Below are 18,820 nucleotides of genomic sequence, written 5' to 3' on the forward strand. Positions count from 1 at the left end.
TATTTAGTTGTTGAGTTGGGAGAACCGTATTTGGGTTTCTTTTTTCAAATTCTTTTGTTTTTGGTTCTGCTGGTCCAATATACAAAAATCGGAATTGTTGGAAATGTATTCTGGCACGATGCTTTTCATCAAATGTACCACATTGTCCTTAAAGAAAAGATTTGATATACAGAGTTCATCGATCATGGTTCGTGTCTGGGTATAATCGATTTCCCTTACCTTGCTGATCATAATCTTATCATGATATGTCGGCAATGTATTTTCCCCATTGGCCAGTAGTTCCTCATACAACTTTTCTCCAGGACGTAACCCAGTAATCTTTATATCAATATCATCAGGATAATGCAATCCGGATAACCGAATCATGTTCTTGGCCAAATCCATGATCTTGACGGACTCTCCCATATCAAAGATGAAAATCTCACCTCCCTTGCCCATGGCACCTGCTTCCAAAACCAATTGGGATGCTTCGGGAATGGTCATGAAATAACGTGTGATGTCTTTATGTGTAACTGTAAGTGGCCCTCCTTTTTCAATTTGTTTTTTGAACAATGGAATAACCGATCCATTGGATCCCAAGACATTTCCAAATCGAGTAGTAATAAACTTGGTCCTATCCTCTTGCTGTCTACAGCTAATGTACATTTCCGCAATGCGCTTGGTGGCTCCCATGATATTTGTTGGGTTAACGGCCTTGTCCGTTGAAACAAAAACAAATTTTTCCACTTCATATTCCAAAGCAAGGTCAGCAATGGTCTTGGTCCCAGCAACATTGATCTTGACTGCTTCGTATGGGTTATGCTCCATTAAAGGAACATGCTTATAGGCCGCCGCATGAAAAATACGATTGGGCCTATATTCCTCAAACAAAGTTCTCATCTTGTTTTTGTCGCGAATGTCACCAACAATTGGAACAAAGTTGAAAAAACCTGCTTGCTTTAATTCCTGTTGAAGATCATATAGTGCAGACTCAGCTTGATCTATCACTATGAGAGCCCTATAGTTATACTTGCATATCTGCCTTACCAGTTCACTACCGATAGAACCCGCTCCTCCTGTCACCATGATTACCTTATCCTCGAAATCCATGGATACTTTACTGTTCTTGATTTCGATAGGAGGCCTGTCCAATAGGTCTTCGATTTGAACCCTCTTGATTTGCGATACTTTCAACTCCCCATTTATCCAATCTTCAACTGGAGGTACAATCTTTACCTTAACTGGCAAATCCACTATCTCATTTACCAGCGTACGCAATTGTTTGGGTCTTATGCTCTGGATGGAGAAAATAACCTCTGAAATGTTATTGAACTTTACAAAGTCCTCGGTAAGTATCGATTTGTTGTAAACCTTTACCCCGTTTATCTGTTTTCCAACCTTGTGTTGGCTATTATCAACAAACCCAACAACCTTCACCTTCATTTTGGAGTGGTTGGTCAAAGTGTTATAGGTAATGATACCCGATTCCCCTGCACCATAGATCAACAAGTTCTTAGTTGGGGCATTGTTCGTGTTCATAAAGCTTTCATAAGCAATCTTGAACACAAATCTAGAAGCTGCCAATGACAAAAATGTGAGCAGACTGTTAATGATGATTATGGAAAGTGGAATAGTGAACCTATCCACAAAATCAAAATACCTGTTCGCCATTACAACGGCAATTGCCCCTATACTGGCCAAGCAAACCGCATTGAAAATAGCATATACATCCTTTATCCCTGTATGCCTGACCACACCCTTATAGCTGCCTACAATCAGAAAACCAATTAAGAACAACAGTACCACTATGGGCAGTTGCGTCCATAACATTTGCACCTCAAAATTGAAGCTAAGGTTGAACCTGATAAAATAAGCCAAGATGAATGAAACCGAAACAATAGAAAGATCTATGAACAGTACCGTCCACTTAGAGGCATAGCGCTTACCCGTCCTTAAAAAGTAGTCCTTTATCATTTAAGCTCGCTTTTAATGATTTCACAAACTCTTTCAAGATCGCTTACCTCCATACTGGAGCCGCTTGGGAGGCAAAGCCCCTTTTCAAAAAGATCTTCACTAACGCCGTTGATGTAAGAAATGGATTTTTCAAAAATTGGCTGTAAATGCATGGGCTTCCACAAAGGCCTGGATTCGATATTCTCCTTTTCAAGAGCCATTCGTATTTTTTCCCTCACATCGAATGATGGGGTCAATATACAGGTAAGCCATCTGTTCGATAAACTTCCTTGGGGTTCTTTAGCAAAAGATATTTCAGAAATGTTGGACAAATTCTTTTCATAATATTCAAAATTAGCCCTTCTTGCCGCTACCCTTTCTTCCAAGACTTCCATCTGGCCTCTTCCAATTCCTGCAAGCACATTGCTCATCCGGTAATTATAGCCAATATGTGAATGTTGGTAGTGCGGCGCATTGTCCCTTGCCTGTGTGGCCAGAAAAACTGCTTTTTCTTTTATTAGCTTATCTTTACAAAGAAGAGCCCCTCCTCCCGAAGTAGTGATAATCTTGTTTCCATTAAAGGACAGAATAGCAATGTCCCCAAAACTTCCACATTGAAATCCTTTATATACACTGCCCAGCGCTTCTGCACTGTCTTCAAGAACGGGTATCTCATATTTTCGGGCTACGGCATGTACTTCTTCAATTTTATAGGGCATACCATACAAATGGACAGCCACTATGGCCTTAGGCTTTTTGCCTGTTGCAATCCTATCCTTTATTGCTTCTTCCAAGAGACTTGGCGAAATGTTCCAAGTATCCCTTTCACTATCGATGAATATTGGAGAAGCACCGAGATAAGTAATTGGGTTTGCAGAAGCAGCAAAAGTAAAGCTCTGGCAAAGGACCTCATCGCCTACTCCCACACCCAATAGTTGCAACCCAAGATGGATTGCCCCTGTTCCGGAAGTCAAACAAGCCGCGTGTACACCATTTGCCACATATTCTTCAATGGCATTCTCAAACTCGTGCACATTGGGTCCAAGTGGCGCAATCCAATTTGTTTCAAAAGCATCATTTACATATGCCCTTTCATTCCCGCCCATGTGCGGTGGCGATAGCCATATTTTTTTCAATACCGTGGTTTCCATTTCAGTTTTGGGTTGATATAAGTAGGTGAGCTTTTATTTCTCAACAGTAAAAGTAATGGTAAAAAATTCCCCTATCACCATTTCTACCCAGTATTCGCCCAAGACAAAAAAAAATCGATTAAGTGTTCAAAACAAAAAATCCTTTCTGAAACCAGTCAATATATCACAATAAGGCACTGGACACAAGGAGATGATTTTCTATGGCTTATCTATCTCATTTTCTTACATAATCTTAAGATACTTCGCCCGAAACTATCCACTAGAGTTTCACGCGGGCAACAGATACCAAAAATTTGCATTTTACTCTAACTTGTGGATTTTGTATCTAACAAATTGGTTGTATTTTTTAATCTTTGCACATAAACAAAATCTAGGACATGAAAATTCTGGTAACTGGTGCTGCTGGATTTATAGGTTATCACGTAACACTAAAATTACTAAACAATGGTCACACCGTAGTAGGATTGGACAATATCAATGATTATTACGACATCAATCTAAAGTTTGCTCGTCTGGGACAATTGGGAATAAATTCAAAAGATGCACAAGATTTCAATAAAGTGGCCTCTAGTTCAAAATATAGTGGTTTTCATTTTGTACGTATGGGCCTAGAAGATCGCGAACAGCTCCCCAAGTTGTTCAAAAAGGAAAATTTCACCGTTGTGTGCAATCTCGCCGCTCAAGCTGGCGTACGCTACAGTATTGAAAATCCGGAGGCCTATATTGATAGTAACATTGTTGGCTTTTTGAACATTTTGGAATGTTGTAAAAAGCATGGCGTTGAACATTTGGTTTATGCCAGTAGCTCAAGTGTTTATGGTCTCAATAAGAAAATCCCATTTATGACCACAGATAGTGTAGATCATCCTATCAGCTTGTATGCCGCCTCCAAAAAAAGCAATGAACTGATGGCCCATACCTACAGCCATTTATATGGTATTAGAACCACAGGGCTTCGTTTTTTTACAGTGTATGGCCCATGGGGCAGGCCCGATATGGCACTTTTCTTGTTCACAAGGGCAATCCTAGATGGAGATGCCATTAAAGTTTTCAACAATGGAAAAATGGAACGGGACTTTACTTACATTGATGATATTGTGGAGGGTGTTACCAAAATTATCGAGGATCAGTATATTGGAGCTGATAATGAAAAATTTAAGTATAGGATCTATAATATAGGCAACAACAAATCCGTAAAACTAATGGATTTTATAAAAGCCCTTGAAAAAAGTCTAAACATTGATGCAAAAAAGGAATTTTTACCAATGCAACCTGGTGATGTGGAAAAAACTTGGGCCAACGTTGATAATCTAGCAAACGATTATGGCTATAAACCCAATACCCCTGTCGAATACGGTATATCAAAATTTGTTGCCTGGTACAAAGACTACAATAAAATGGCTCCTTGAATAACCCAGTAAGATTTTCATAACATCTGCACCGAGTGACCAGTGTTCTCCTTCTTTAAAATTTAAGCAATCCTTTGTGTTAAGCACTAAAATTGCAGTTTATCCGTTTTATGAAAAGTTCATCTAAAACCAGCAAGGTTTTGATATGTTTTCTTGATATTTGCCTGAAACTCCCTTAATCATTTATGGATATATCTCATCTTAACCTCAATCAAAACAATCATATATTGGTCACTGGTGGAGCCGGTTTTATAGGATCCAATCTTTGTGAAGCTTTATTGGGAAATGGTAACAAGGTTACATGTCTTGATAATTTTGCAACAGGAAAAAGGGACAACATCGCCCATTTACTGGAGAATGAAAACTTTATGCTCATCGAAGGTGACATACGAAGTTTGAAGGACTGCGAAAAAGCCTGTGAGAATGTTGATTTCGTATTGCATCAAGCAGCCCTTGGTTCGGTACCAAGATCCATCAATGATCCCATTACCAGCAACGACGTCAACGTTTCAGGTTTCCTGAACATGCTTGTAGCTGCTCGTGATGCCCAAGTAAAAAGATTTGTGTATGCCGCCAGTTCTTCAACTTATGGCGATTCCAAATCTTTACCAAAGGTAGAGGATGTAATCGGCAAGCCATTATCCCCCTACGCCATCACTAAATATGTAAATGAGCTTTATGCCGATGTCTTCTCCAGAACTTACGGTTTTTCTTCCATTGGCTTGCGATATTTCAATGTATTTGGAAGAAAACAAGATCCTAACGGTGCCTATGCGGCCGTTATTCCGAAATTTGTAATGCAACTCATGAAACATGAACCCCCTGTTATAAATGGGGATGGCTCTTTTTCTAGGGATTTCACATATATCGATAATGTAATCGAGATGAATGTAAGGGCAATTACATGCGAAAATGAAATGGCATTGAACACCGTTTACAATGTAGCATACGGTGAAAGGACCGACTTGAACGAACTTGTCGGCCTTCTCAAAGAATATCTTGGAGAGTTCGACCCCAAGATTAAAAATGTTGAGGCAAAGTATGGCCCAAATCGCAAGGGAGACGTTCCCCACTCGCTCGCTTCCATAGAAAAGGCAAAAAAACTTTTAGGCTACGATCCAAAGTTTGATATGAAATCAGGGCTAAAAGAAGCCGTTAACTGGTATTGGGAGAACTTAAAATAGAATTAAACACCATAGAAAATGAACTTAACAATTGTTGGAACTGGCTATGTGGGCTTGGTTACGGGAACCTGTTTTGCCGAAATGGGAAACACGGTTACCTGTGTTGATATTGACAACAAAAAAATTGAAAACCTAAGACAAGGCATTATCCCCATATACGAACCTGGTCTAGAAGCCATGGTACTACGTAATGTGGATAACAGAACTCTGCTTTTCAGCACACAACTGAAAGAATGCTTGGAAAGTTGTGATATGGCCTTTATTGCCGTGGGAACCCCAATGGGTGAAGATGGATCGGCCGACCTGAAATATGTACTCGATGTTGCGGCTGAAATTGGCAGGCATATGAGCCACCCTTTGATCATTGTGGATAAATCCACGGTTCCCGTTGGAACAGCGGACAAAGTCAAAGAAGTCATACAACAAGAGCTTGAAAAGAGGGGAAAAGACATTGAATTCCATGTAGTGTCGAACCCTGAGTTCCTTAAAGAAGGGGACGCCATCAGCGATTTCATGAAACCTGACCGTGTGGTTGTGGGAACGGAGGACAAAGAAACCGCCGAAAAAATGCGCCAATTGTACAGCCCCTTTTTTAGAAGCAGTATGGATCGTATGCTGGTCATGGATGTTCGTTCTGCAGAAATGACCAAATATGTGGCAAACGCCATGCTAGCCACCAAAATTTCATTTATGAACGAGGTGGCCAATATCTGTGAACTGGTAGGAGCCGACGTAAACAAAGTCCGTATAGGCATAGGCTCTGATAGTCGTATCGGGTATAGTTTTATATATCCGGGTAGTGGCTATGGTGGCTCGTGTTTCCCAAAAGATGTAAAAGCATTGAAGAAGACTGCCGAGCTACATGGGTACAGTGCCCAACTATTGCATGCCGTGGAAGATGTGAACGATAGGCAAAAATTTGTTGTTGCCAATAAGGTCGTCAATTATTTTGGTGAAAATTTGGAGGGTAAAACCTTTGCAGTTTGGGGATTGTCGTTTAAACCGGGTACCGATGATATGCGGGAAGCCCCTTCAATCTATATCATTAAAAAATTGACCGCTCTTGGGGCCAAGATAAAGGCCTACGACCCCAAAGCAATTCATGAGGCCAAAGAATTTTATTTAAAGGATGTGGGGAATATCGAGTATGTCTCGTCCAAATACGAAGCTTTAAAAGACGCCGATGCCCTTTTATTGCTTACTGAATGGAAGGAATTCCGTTCACCTGATTTCAAATCCCTCAAAGAAAATCTAAAGACCCCAATAATTTTTGATGGGCGTAACCAATATGATGGTGAAAGACTAAAGAATCTTGGGTTCACATACCATCAAATTGGGAAGGAGTGAATTTGGCCTTGAAACTGGTATCTGAAGACACGATTAATAATAAATAAACATGAACAATATTAAAATTGCCATAATAGGTCTGGGATATGTGGGTTTGCCTTTGGCGCGTCTTTTCGCCACAAAATATCCTGTTGTGGGTTTTGACATCAACGAAAACCGCATCAAGGAGCTACAATCCGGAAAGGACACAACACTTGAAGTGGAAGATGACATATTGCAATCCGCTTTGGTGGATACTTTACCAAAAACCAAAGGCTTGTACTGCTCCCATAAACTTGAGGATATTTCTAACTGCAACATTTATGTGGTTACAGTACCTACCCCGGTGGACAAGAACAATAGGCCTGACCTTACGCCATTGTACAAGGCCAGTGAAACTGTTGGGAAAGTGCTTAAAAAAGGAGACGTTGTCATCTATGAATCCACCGTTTACCCTGGTGCCACGGAAGAAGAATGTATTCCTGTACTTGAACGTGTAAGTGGTCTAACGTTCAACAAGGATTTTTACGCTGGATATTCCCCAGAGCGTATCAATCCGGGTGATAAGGAGCATACCGTAGAAAAAATTCTCAAAGTCACATCAGGGTCGACACCGGAAATCGGAAGGGCTGTTGATGAACTTTACGCTTCGGTAATTACGGCCGGAACGCACTTGGCCCCCACCATCAAGGTTGCCGAGGCCGCCAAGGTGATAGAAAATTCCCAAAGGGATATCAACATCGCTTTTGTGAACGAGTTGGCCAAAATATTCAATCTGATGGAAATCGACACCCATGCCGTGTTAAAAGCGGCTGGTACCAAATGGAACTTTTTGCCTTTTAAGCCAGGCTTGGTTGGTGGGCATTGTATTGGTGTGGATCCTTATTATTTGGCCCAACGCGCCCAAGAGTTTGGATACCATCCCGAGATTATCCTCGCTGGAAGGCGATTGAACGATAGTATGGGAGGATATGTGGCATCTGAAATCATAAAATTGATGGTCAAAAATGACCTGCGTGTAAAAGGAGCCAAAATTTTAGTGTTGGGGATAACCTTTAAAGAGAATTGTCCTGATGTTAGAAACACACGTGCTGTGGATGTAATAAAAAACCTAATGGACTATGGAACTGAAGTTACCATTTACGATCCTTGGGCCAACCCTAAAGAAGTGGTACACGAATACGGTCTGGAAACCGTCGCGGACAAACCTAATGGTAAGTTCGATGCCATTGTGTTAACTGTTGCCCACAAAGATTACAATAGTTTGGATCTCAAATCTCTTGTTAAAGAGAATGGCATAATCTATGACGTAAAGGGAGTCCTTTCAACCGATTTTGCATATAGACTTTGAGAAAAATAAGCCAATTAAAAGGAGGAGCTGCACTATCATTCGCAAGTATATTTCTTACGAATGTAATTGGGTTGGTCATAACCCCAATTATTATTAGAAGTCTTGGGAGTTCTGAATATGGGCTTTATACTATGATTGGGGCTGTAGTGGGCTACTTAAGCTTACTAGACTTTGGGTTAAGTAATACTATTGTTCGTTTCGTCGCTAAATATAGAGCCAAACAAGATGTTTTTGGCGAGGAAAATTTTTTGGCCCATGTTTTTATTCTTTATTCTATAATCTCTCTTGGTGTCATAATAATTGGTGGTATCATTTATCTAAATCTAGAATCTATCTATGAAAACACATTGAGCCCTGACCAATTAAATAAAGCCAAAATCATGATGTTGATACTCATCTTCAATTTGGCATTATCATTACCAGGAGGGGCATTCACAGGAATTTGTTTCGGTTATGAACAGTTCATATTGCCAAAAATAACCACTATAGTACGCTATTTGCTAAGAAGTATACTTGTGATTACCATCTTGTATTACGGAGGAGGCTCAATCAGTCTTGTTATAATAGACACCATTATGAATATTATGCTCATCCTCGCGAATGCATTTATTGCCTTGAGAATACTTAATGTGAAGATCAAAATGCATCTATTTGATTCTATGATTTTTAAAACCACATTAAGGTTTTCTTTCTGGATTTTTGTATACGCAATTGTTCACCAATTACGATGGCAATTCGGTCAATTTCTTATTGGTATTTTTTACAATACTTCAATAGTGGCCATTTATGCAGTAGGTATAACGCTTGGGAACTATTACGGGGCATTTTCTGGAGCGATTGCCGGGGTTTTTTTACCTCGTGCCACAAAGATGGGGGTACTTAATAGTGGCACTGAAGAATTAACGAATATGTTCATCAAAATATCACGAATCTTATTGTTCATCTTACTTTTTATATTCGGTGGTTTTATTCTATTTGGTAGAGATTTCATACACTTCTGGGTTGGCAAAGAATACGATCAGGCCTATTATTACGTCCTCATCATTATGGTAGGGCTGACCCCAATACTCACACAAGGATTTGCAAATAATGTTCTGGAAGGTAAAAATCTGATTTCTTTTAGAGGGAAGCTTCTTCTCCTGCTTACAATTTTGGGAACGGTAGCTGGAATATTTGCCTTGAAGTACTATGGAGTGATGCAATTCATTATCACAACTGTAGTTTTTATGCTACTGGAAAGGATTATCATGAATTTCTATTATAAGAAGAAAGCAGATCTTGATATGGGAAGATATTTTAAAAAAGTGCTACCAATTTATCTCTCTGTTTCAATGTTGGTCCTTCTTATATACACTCTTTCTTTGTTATTGATGAACCTACAAATAATTCAGAGAATTATTTTAACCCTCTCTATTTATTTAATCGGCTTTTTAATGGTTTTCATTAAAACATCAACCGATTTTGAAAAAAGAGAGTTCAGGAAAGTATTGGCATTTATTGGGATAAATACAAAAAAAGAAAATTTATGACCCACACCTTGACAAGTATCATAATCCCAATGTACAACGTAGGAGACAAGCTCGACAAATGCTTGAATTCCATAAAGAACCAAACCTATAACAATCTTGAAGTCATCTTGTTCAATGATGGTTCAAGTGATCACACAAGACAGGCCTGTGAGAACTTGACCAAAGGGGATGTACGGTTTAAATATTTTGAACATAAAAATATCGGGCCAGGCAAAACTAGGGATAAAGCAATCAGATTGGCCACAGGAGAGTTTATATTTTTTCTTGATGCAGATGATACCATTGAACCTGAAACTATTGAAATATTGCTAAAAACCCAAAAAGAGACAAAGGCTGATATTGTCAACTATTCATACAATTATATAAGGAAAGGAGTTCGGGAAAAGAGACAAAGTGTTTTTCCAAAAAATAAGTTAATTAAAAAAGAGGATTTCAAATCACTACTCAAAGAAGATTTTCCAAATAAAAAAGAATTATTGTGGTTTTCAACGATTAATCTAATAAAAAGAAATCTCATCATAGACAATAACATTTACCATACAGATGGTTTAAAAGTTGGGGTTGACAGTACCTTTAATCTCAGTTGTTTTTTAAATGCCGATGGTATTTATTCCATTAATAATGCTTTGTATAATTATTACTACAATGAGAATTCATTGACACAAAAACCCTATAGGGAAAATTTTTTTGAAAATATTGAGCTACAATTTTCCAGCAAAAAAAATATCCTTGAAAGTCATGGGCTAAATTCAAAACCTTACTATAAAGATTTGGCGCGGTACTATTTGCAGCACAGCCTATTTTATCTTTTTCAAAATGAAAGTCAATCAAAAAACGGCATAACAATTGGCTGGCTCAAAATGATTCGAAAAAGTGTATTATTTAATTTTTGCGCCGTGCATTATGAGTATTCCACCTATCTGCCACTGAAGAAAAAAATTATAGTTTTCCTATTCAGGAAAAAACTTTTAATCATTCTTCAAAATGCCTTAAAATTTCAAATGAAATGATAAAAAGACTTATTCCCTTTTCTTGGAAAGCACAAGCTCAACTGTTCTTAAACCGCAATAAGACTCTTGCTGATCTTGGCATTTCAGTTTCAGGAATACATGACAGACATATATTTATTTTTCTTGCCGCAGACTATGGAAATCTGGGGGATGTTGCCATTACATATGCCCAGCATAAGTTCCTTCAAGAAAATTTTAAGGAATACCAAGTTATCGAGATTCCTATAAGTTGCACTCTGGAAGGTGTGGCCGCTGTAAAAAACTGTATTCAACCAGGAGACATTATTACCACTGTTGGAGGAGGCAACATGGGTGACTTATATCCTATGATTGAATACTTCAGGCAATTGGTCATCAAAAGCTTTAAAAAGAATCCCATTATATGCTTTCCACAGACCGTTGATTTCAGTGTGAATCCAAAAGGAAAAAGAGCGCTGGAAAAAGCCAAAAAGGTATATAGTGCCCATCCGAATCTAACGCTCTTAGCAAGAGAAGAGAAATCCTACAGCTTCTTCAGAGAGCATTTTTCCAAAAATAAATCATTTGAAGTTCCAGATATCGTCATGACTTTATTCCAGCAAAAAAAGAATTCCCCACGAAAGGGAGGCTTGATTTGCCTTAGAGATGATAGGGAAAAGAAATTAAACAGGGAGCAGGAACAAAAACTGGCTGATTTATTCAATAATGCATTTAATACTACGGAATTCAGAGATACTCATATTGGTGGTGATCGGTTTTCATTAAGACAACGAACCAGTGAATTATTTAAAATATGGAAACATTTCAGTTCCGTTGAATGTGTTGTGACAGACAGGCTCCATGGCATGATATTTTGCTATATCACTGGTACTCCAGCCTTGGTTTTCCTCAATAACAATCATAAGATAAAATCTTCATACAAATGGATTGTTGACACAGGAAACATTTATCTTATAGAGGACTTTGATGAAATGGCCATAAAGGATCTACTGGATAAGATAAAAAAGAATGTGAAAAGCCCAGCTCCTTATTTAGATTTGAAAAATAAGTATCAGGATTTTCTTGAAGAAGCAAAGCCCAACCTATGAAACCCTTCCTGTCTATAGTCGTCCCTGTTTATAATGTGGAGGCATACATTGAAAAATGTCTTCGCAGTGTTTATAATCAGGACCTTTCCCCTGTTCAATTTGAGGTAATCGTGGTGAATGATGGCACTAAGGACAAAAGCTTGGAAATCTGCGAGGTACTACAAAAAGAATTCACAGATTTAAAGATTATAAGTCAAGAAAACAAAGGACTGAGCGGTGCGCGTAACACAGGGCTCAGCCATGCGAAAGGAGATTATGTTTGGTTTGTAGACTCTGATGACTGGTTACCTGCCAATTGCCTGAAACAGATTGTTGATACTCTAAAAATTAAGTCCCCGGATTTATTATGGCTTGGGCACTCAGTAGTACATAATGGCGAGATAATACGAACTTACATCCCCGCTCCTATTGATGAGCCTGTTGCCGGGGATGAGTTTTTTGCACACCATCTACAAGGTTTGTACTATATCTGGAAGTTCATTTACAGCAGGGAATTCCTAAGTAATAATAATCTCTTCTTTTATGAAGGGCTACTCTATGAAGATTTGGAGTTTACACCAAGGGCTCTTGAAGTGGCTCAAAGATGTATTACCCTTACAGACTCTTTTTACTTTTATCTGATGCGGGAAGGAAGTATAGTTAATAAGGTAAAAGCCAAAAATGTGGAGAACCGATTTTTTATTCTTGAAAATCATTATAAACGATATAAAGAAACAACCAGTTCAAACCTATATCGAAACGCTCTCCTATATACCTGCATAGAATCTTTTGCGGGTACAATCAAAATGGCAGCCAGATCGGGAATTAAATTATCCCATTCCAGTAGATCCTTATGGAAATTACTAAAAACTGCGGAAAAGAAATCAGAAATTAATTACCCCTACGATAAACTATTGGCTATAAACTTACCGTTATACCATAGAGTTTATGGGGTATTGGCAAGAACCTATAAATTGTTGTTCAAATAAGAATCATGGGGAAAATCTTAGATAAAAAGAAAGTAGACAAATCATATATTTTGAGTAGGTTCTTCCGTCTATATATGCAGATACAGTATTGGTTTGTATCTGATAAGAAGTTTATGGAAAACGCCTATAGAAAAAAATTCCATCGTGCACTAAATTGGGAACATCCAAGTACATATCAGGAAAAACTGCAATGGCTAAAACTATATCACAGACTTGACATACAAACCCAATGTGCTGATAAAGTTAATGTTAGGGACTACGTATCTAAAGTAATCGGAGCTAAATATCTCATCCCACAACCCCTAGTCTTTGGTGATGTAAAAAAACTCAAGCCAGAAAACCTACCTGACTATCCGTTCATTGTTAAATGTAATCACAATAGTGCCGCATATACCATTGTAAGGGATAAAAGCACAGTCAATTGGAAAAAAGAACGCATCAAATTTGGCAACCTACTCAAACAAAATTATTATTACCAATCCAGGGAATGGCAATATAAAAACATAGTCCCAAAAATCATAATTGAAGAACTTTTGATGGATAACCAGGGAAATGTACCATTGGACTATAAATTTTACTGCTTCAATGGGGAACCCAAAGCAATTCATGTCAGTATCAAAAGGGATAATGTGCACTATGTCATCTTTTTTGATTTGGAATGGAAAAAAATACCTCTCAAGTATGAGGAATACTCAAACAACAACCCTTTCCCAATTGAAAAACCAAAAAGATTGGCAGAAATGGCTGACCTAGCTAGAAAACTCAGTCATCATTACCCTTTTGCCAGAATAGATTTCTATCATAACAATGATGAAATATATTTTGGGGAAATTACCTATGATCCTGGAAGTGGATTGCTGCATTATGAACCAGAGCCCTATGATCAACTAATGGGAGATTGGATAAGTCTGGCAGGTATTGAAAAAAAGCATAGAGTATGATTAGAATACTACATATTACAGGTGGAATGAAAAGAGCTGGCGCAGAAACTCTTCTAATGAATCTGTATCGAAATATAAATCGTGATGATTTTCAGTTTGACTTTCTCTATTTCACAGACGAACCTTGTGATTATGACCAAGAAATCATAGATCTCGGAGGCAGAATATATAGAATTCCTCCGAAATCTCGTAACCGAGTATTAAGAATTGTACGGAGATACTTGGATTATATTAAACTCATCAAAGGATTAAATGAACACCAAATTGTTCATTCCCATATTAATTTAAATGGAGCCTTTTTTCTATGGTTGGCAAAGCGGTACGATAAAAAAATACGTGTTTCACATTCCCATATCTCCAAAGGAAAAAAGGGGGTTATTCCTGGTATATATAGAGCTTTAACAAGAAATATTATTCTGAAATCTGCTAATATATACATGGCTTGTGGAGAAGCTGCGGGAGAATATCTTTATCCTAAAGTGACGAACGATAAAGTCATAGTTTTTCCCAATTCCATTGATATTTCTAGCTTTCAAAGCTACTCGAGTTCAAGGACAAAACTGCACGAAGAATTAAAACTAGACTCGGATAAAAAAATCATATTGCAAATAGGTCGTTTTACTTATCAAAAAAACTTTGAATTTACTATTGACTTCATTGAACACTTAAAGAAAAAGCAAGACAATTTTCATTTTGTGTTTTTAGGCACTGGGCCATTGGAAGACAAACTTAAGGCAAAAGTGACTGCCAAAAATCTTGACCAATATGTTACATTCTATGGGATCAGTTCTGAAATTCCTGCAATCATGCATAGTTCAGACATTTTTTTCATGCCTTCTAACTTAGAGGGATTTCCGGTAGTTTTGGTTGAAGCACAGGCATGCGGCCTACCCTGCATCATTTCCACCAATATTTCTTCGGAAGTAGACATGGGACTCAATCTGATAACGTTCCTAGATCTTAATTGTGGGTTCGATACTTGGGAAAGTAAGCTCAATGAAGCATTTGGCAAAAAATCTTTCGCCTTTGATACCATTAAGGCCAAGATGAGCGAAAAAAACTTTAACGCCGCTGATAGTGCCATAAAACTTCAGAACATCTATATGCAAAAGCTAAAGAATGACTGAGAAAGTACTTGACAATAATGTTCTGGTCTCCATTGGAATTCCTTTTTTCAATTGCGAAAATTACCTAGAGGATGCAATAAATTCAGTAATAAACCAATCCTATTCCAATTGGGAACTTATTCTTGTAGATGATGGTAGTTCTGATTCTTCAACCAAAATAGCAGAACAGTATCAAAATATAGATTCTCGCATAAAATTGTACTGTGATGGCACAAATCTTGGATTACCCAGCAGGTTAAACCAACTTTCTGATTTGGCTCTAGGTGAGTATTATTTTCGGATGGACGCCGATGATATCATGCATCCTGAAAGGATTAAAACTCAACTGGCTTATTTAATTGATAACCCAACCGTAGACCTTGTAGGTTCTGGACTAATAGCAATTGACAATCAAAATCGAATTATAGGTCTAAGAAAAGGTTTAAACAAAGATTTTTATTCTCTAAACGATATTGTTAATGGATATTGGTGTGTACACCCTACAGTTGCAGGTAAGACTGTTTGGTTTAAACAAAATAAATATGATCCGAATCTTAAAAGGGCACAGGATTATGACCTTTGGATAAGAACAATTCAAACAAGTCATCTTTCAAAAATTGAAAAACCCTTGCTTTTTTATAGAGAAGCCAGTACCCCATCATTACAAAAATATAAGATTGCTGCTTTTAACTCTATCAAGATTTATGTAAAAAACAGGGAAATTATAGGTTCCATGAAAGCTATTATCTTTATTTTCATAAAACTTGTAAAGCTTTTTATTTATTTCATATATAATTTATTCAATTTAACGGATCGTCTTATAGATAGGAGATCGTTTAAGCTGGAGTCCAACTCATACCAAGAGTATAAGGAAATATTGGAAACAGCTGTCAAAAGTAAAGTTGCATTACAAGTAATGAAATAATGAAATATTTCTTCAGTCATTTTACCCAATATGATTATGAGGTATTATTTAAAATAATACTTGGCTCTTTTATATTATTGGGTTCTTTGATATTGAGAAGTAAGGACGAAACCAGTGATTCCTTTTTTAGACAAGACAGAAACCTATTGATCGTTTTCGTTTCCTTAATGATTTTCTTTTCGGGAACCAGAGGATTAAACATTGGGACCGACACGGGAAACTATTACCAATTCTTTTTTTTAAGAGGTCAGAATATCTCTGGCATTATTGAATTCTTCACATATTTTCAATCAGATTTCCTCTTCGAGGTAATTATGTTCATTACTTTTCCATTTAGAAATTTTACCATTTTCACCATGGCAACGGCTATTGTGTTCAATACCACACTCTATATTGCCATTAGAAGGTTTACCAATTATGGAAAAAACGGAAGTAGTTTACTGCTCTTTCTGACTTTTGCGAGCTTATTCTCATTTGTTCAATTAGAAATCAATATAATCAGAAATGGCATTTCCATTGCCTTTATTTTATTGGCACTAAACGAGGCTATCAAAGAAGAATATAAAAAAATGTTTATATTTTTCATAATCAGTTATTTATCCCACGGCACCAGTTTAATACCTATCGCAGCGATTCTTTTGATTCTCATCGCAAAGAACACGCCAATAAAATATTATATCTTTTTCTATATAATGACGATAGGGGTGTCGATAGCCGGTTTCGGTTTCCATTCCATACCTATTTTGAGCAGTATAAACGATGGTTATTTTGAACGGTTGTCATTTGCAGGTGAAACCAACTACCGACTTGGTTTCCGGCCCGATTTTGTTCTCTACAATACATTCTTTTTGGTAGTGGCCCTTTTTCTTTTAAAGAATAGGTCAAGAGAAGAAACTTTTCTAATAAAATATTTTATGATTACATCTGCAATTTTTTATTTGAATTTCTCTATACCCTTTTCTGACCGAATTGGGCTATACAGTTGGATTTCCCTTCCTTTTCTCATTTTTACAACCATACGGAACCTTTCTCCCAAAAAGCATCTGTATTACGCAACTTTGGGCGCTGCTGGTCTATTCATACTTAATTATGTCATATTGTTCCCATAAAATTTTTTAAAAAAAATGGACAAATTCAATATAATAATGTTTACTGGAGGAGGAGATTTATGTGAAATCGTCTACGACTTCCTAGAAAAAAACTATGCTGTTCAGGCTGTCATAATTGATAGTCCCGTCCCCAAGAAGACAATGATTAAACGACGGATCAAGAGATTGGGAATGGCAAAAGTCTTTTCTCAATTGTTGTTCATGAAAGGAGTTGTACCCATTCTTAATTGGGAAAGTAGGAATCGTAGAAAAAAACTTTTGGCTCCTTTCACCCAAAGTTCGATTTTCAAAAGCTCCAAAATCCACTTCCCAGACAGTATTAATTCATCTGAAACCATTGACATAGTCAACAAATTTCAACCAGACCTCATTGTCGTTTGTGGAACTCGTTTAATCAGTAAAAAAATTATTGATTCAATTAGAGTCCCCATTATAAATATGCACGTCGGTATCACGCCAAAATATAGAGGAGTACACGGAGGTTATTGGGCATTATGCAATAATGATAAAGAAAATTGTGGGGTTACCGTACATTTAATCGATCCTGGTATTGATACCGGAGGGGTACTATCTCAAAAAACAATAGAACCAACCCGAAGCGACAATTATTCCACCTATCCCATATTGCAAGCCATTAAAGGTGTTGAATGCCTAAAAGAATCCATCAATTATATTAAAGAAGGAAAAGTAAATACTATAAACAATAATTTGCCGAGTAAGCTTTATTACCATCCTACCATTTGGCAATACCTTTACTATAGATTTGTAAAAGGGATTAAATAAACCTAATAAATGAAGAACGGAGCCTTTGTCATTTCACTGGATTTCGAATTGCATTGGGGAGTATTCGACCTAATGTCAACAGAACAATATGAAGTTAATCTTACGAATACCCGTAAGGCCATTCAGGGTATGAATGAACTATGTGGGCAATATGACATCAAAATGACATATGCCACTGTTGGCTTTTTATTTGCTGAAAACCTTCAGGAACTGCAATCATTTTCTCCAGAAAATAAACCATATTATAAAAACCCCAAATTAAATCCGTACAATAACGTCAACCTAGGATTGGATGAAAATTTAGATCCTTATCACTATGCCAGAAAAATTTTGATTGAAATACGGGATAATGCCCAACATGAAATAGGGACACATACCTTTTCTCATTATTACTGCCTGGAATCGGGACAAGACATAACAACCTTTGAGTCTGATTTATTATCTGCAATAGATATTGCCAAACATAATGATATTCAACTGAAAAGTATTGTCTTTCCTCGAAATCAAGTGAATCCTGAATACCTTGAAGTTTGTAAAAAACATGGTATTGGTTCATACAGAGGAAATGAGAGAGTTAAAATTTATGATTATTATGGCACTACAAATAAGCGTCCAGAATTTATAAATAAAGGACTTCGCCTATTAGATAGTTATATAAACCTGTATGGATATCACACATATAGCTTGGGAGACATACAATCAAAGAACGATGATGGATTGGTGAATATACCCTCTTCAAGGTTTTTGAGACCATATACTCCTCTTTTACGCTTTTTGGAACCACTCAAATTAAGAAGAATTAAAAAGGCGATGTCGATTGCCGCAAAGAGGAATCAAGTATTTCATTTATGGTGGCACCCACACAATTTTGGAGCCAATCTGGATAAAAATCTTCTTAATCTAGAATCAATTTTTTTACACTACAAAAAATTAAACGGGCAATATGACTTTTCAAACATGACCATGGGTTCACTAGCTGATCAAGTGAAAGCAAATCCAATTAAAAAGAACAAAACTAAATAACAAGCA

The 18,820-nt window shown here is 37.3% G+C and carries 16 protein-coding genes; 14 read left to right on the plus strand and 2 right to left on the minus strand.

Features of this window, described 5'->3' with window-relative positions; genetic code table 11:
- Positions 1-3: 3 nt before the first annotated feature.
- Together D2U88_RS00470 and D2U88_RS00475 are read right to left on the minus strand one after the other, a co-directional pair.
- The gene (locus D2U88_RS00470) at positions 4-1,953 is read right to left on the minus strand and encodes a polysaccharide biosynthesis protein (protein ID WP_119638337.1); all 1,950 of its coding nucleotides are present in this window, start codon (positions 1,951-1,953) and stop codon (positions 4-6) included.
- Positions 1,950-3,083, minus strand: coding sequence for a DegT/DnrJ/EryC1/StrS family aminotransferase (locus D2U88_RS00475; protein ID WP_119638338.1), 1,134 nt, complete (start codon positions 3,081-3,083; stop codon positions 1,950-1,952). Before D2U88_RS00475 ends, D2U88_RS00470 begins: the two co-directional genes overlap by 4 nt.
- A gap of 377 nt (positions 3,084-3,460) precedes the next feature.
- Here D2U88_RS00475 and D2U88_RS00480 point away from each other — a divergent pair, with 377 nt between their 5' ends.
- The 14 genes from D2U88_RS00480 to D2U88_RS00545 all read left to right on the plus strand — a co-directional run bounded on the left by D2U88_RS00480 (position 3,461) and on the right by D2U88_RS00545 (position 18,814).
- Positions 3,461-4,492 (plus strand): NAD-dependent epimerase, encoded by a 1,032-nt coding sequence (locus D2U88_RS00480; RefSeq protein WP_119638339.1) that lies wholly within the window; start codon positions 3,461-3,463, stop codon positions 4,490-4,492.
- A 185-nt stretch (positions 4,493-4,677) separates the two neighbouring features.
- Positions 4,678-5,676 carry an SDR family oxidoreductase gene (locus D2U88_RS00485; RefSeq protein ID WP_119638340.1) on the plus strand — a complete coding sequence of 333 codons (999 nt, stop codon included), beginning with the start codon at positions 4,678-4,680 and terminating at the stop codon, positions 5,674-5,676.
- An 18-nt stretch (positions 5,677-5,694) separates the two neighbouring features.
- Positions 5,695-7,023, plus strand: a complete 1,329-nt coding sequence (locus D2U88_RS00490) for a UDP-glucose dehydrogenase family protein (RefSeq protein ID WP_119638341.1) — start codon at positions 5,695-5,697, stop codon at positions 7,021-7,023.
- Between the two features lie 49 nt (positions 7,024-7,072).
- Positions 7,073-8,353 carry a nucleotide sugar dehydrogenase gene (locus tag D2U88_RS00495; protein WP_119638342.1) on the plus strand — a complete coding sequence of 427 codons (1,281 nt, stop codon included), beginning with the start codon at positions 7,073-7,075 and terminating at the stop codon, positions 8,351-8,353.
- Positions 8,350-9,882, plus strand: a complete 1,533-nt coding sequence (locus tag D2U88_RS00500) for an oligosaccharide flippase family protein (protein WP_119638343.1) — start codon at positions 8,350-8,352, stop codon at positions 9,880-9,882. The genes D2U88_RS00495 and D2U88_RS00500 overlap by 4 nt, the downstream gene beginning before the upstream one ends.
- Positions 9,879-10,892 (plus strand): glycosyltransferase family 2 protein, encoded by a 1,014-nt coding sequence (locus tag D2U88_RS00505; RefSeq protein WP_119638344.1) that lies wholly within the window; start codon positions 9,879-9,881, stop codon positions 10,890-10,892. The genes D2U88_RS00500 and D2U88_RS00505 overlap by 4 nt, the downstream gene beginning before the upstream one ends.
- Complete coding sequence (locus D2U88_RS00510) at positions 10,889-11,959, plus strand: polysaccharide pyruvyl transferase family protein (protein ID WP_119638345.1); 1,071 nt, start codon at positions 10,889-10,891, stop codon at positions 11,957-11,959. Before D2U88_RS00505 ends, D2U88_RS00510 begins: the two co-directional genes overlap by 4 nt.
- Positions 11,956-12,927 (plus strand): glycosyltransferase family 2 protein, encoded by a 972-nt coding sequence (locus D2U88_RS00515; RefSeq protein WP_119638346.1) that lies wholly within the window; start codon positions 11,956-11,958, stop codon positions 12,925-12,927. The genes D2U88_RS00510 and D2U88_RS00515 overlap by 4 nt, the downstream gene beginning before the upstream one ends.
- Positions 12,928-12,932: 5 nt before the next feature.
- Positions 12,933-13,868, plus strand: coding sequence for an ATP-grasp fold amidoligase family protein (locus D2U88_RS00520; protein ID WP_119638347.1), 936 nt, complete (start codon positions 12,933-12,935; stop codon positions 13,866-13,868).
- Positions 13,865-14,995 (plus strand): glycosyltransferase family 1 protein, encoded by a 1,131-nt coding sequence (locus tag D2U88_RS00525; protein ID WP_119638348.1) that lies wholly within the window; start codon positions 13,865-13,867, stop codon positions 14,993-14,995. Before D2U88_RS00520 ends, D2U88_RS00525 begins: the two co-directional genes overlap by 4 nt.
- Positions 14,988-15,899: a glycosyltransferase family 2 protein gene (locus tag D2U88_RS00530; RefSeq protein WP_119638349.1), complete on the plus strand. Its 912-nt coding sequence runs from the start codon at positions 14,988-14,990 to the stop codon at positions 15,897-15,899. Before D2U88_RS00525 ends, D2U88_RS00530 begins: the two co-directional genes overlap by 8 nt.
- Positions 15,899-17,008 carry an EpsG family protein gene (locus D2U88_RS00535; RefSeq protein ID WP_119638350.1) on the plus strand — a complete coding sequence of 370 codons (1,110 nt, stop codon included), beginning with the start codon at positions 15,899-15,901 and terminating at the stop codon, positions 17,006-17,008. Before D2U88_RS00530 ends, D2U88_RS00535 begins: the two co-directional genes overlap by 1 nt.
- Positions 17,009-17,023: 15 nt before the next feature.
- Positions 17,024-17,791, plus strand: a complete 768-nt coding sequence (locus D2U88_RS00540; protein ID WP_119638351.1) for a formyl transferase — start codon at positions 17,024-17,026, stop codon at positions 17,789-17,791.
- A gap of 9 nt (positions 17,792-17,800) precedes the next feature.
- Positions 17,801-18,814 (plus strand): polysaccharide deacetylase family protein, encoded by a 1,014-nt coding sequence (locus tag D2U88_RS00545; protein ID WP_119638352.1) that lies wholly within the window; start codon positions 17,801-17,803, stop codon positions 18,812-18,814.
- Positions 18,815-18,820 lie beyond the last annotated feature (6 nt).

The sequence above is a fragment of the Flagellimonas aequoris genome (assembly GCF_003584165.1).
GTDB classification, from domain to species: Bacteria; Bacteroidota; Bacteroidia; order Flavobacteriales; family Flavobacteriaceae; genus Flagellimonas; species Flagellimonas aequoris.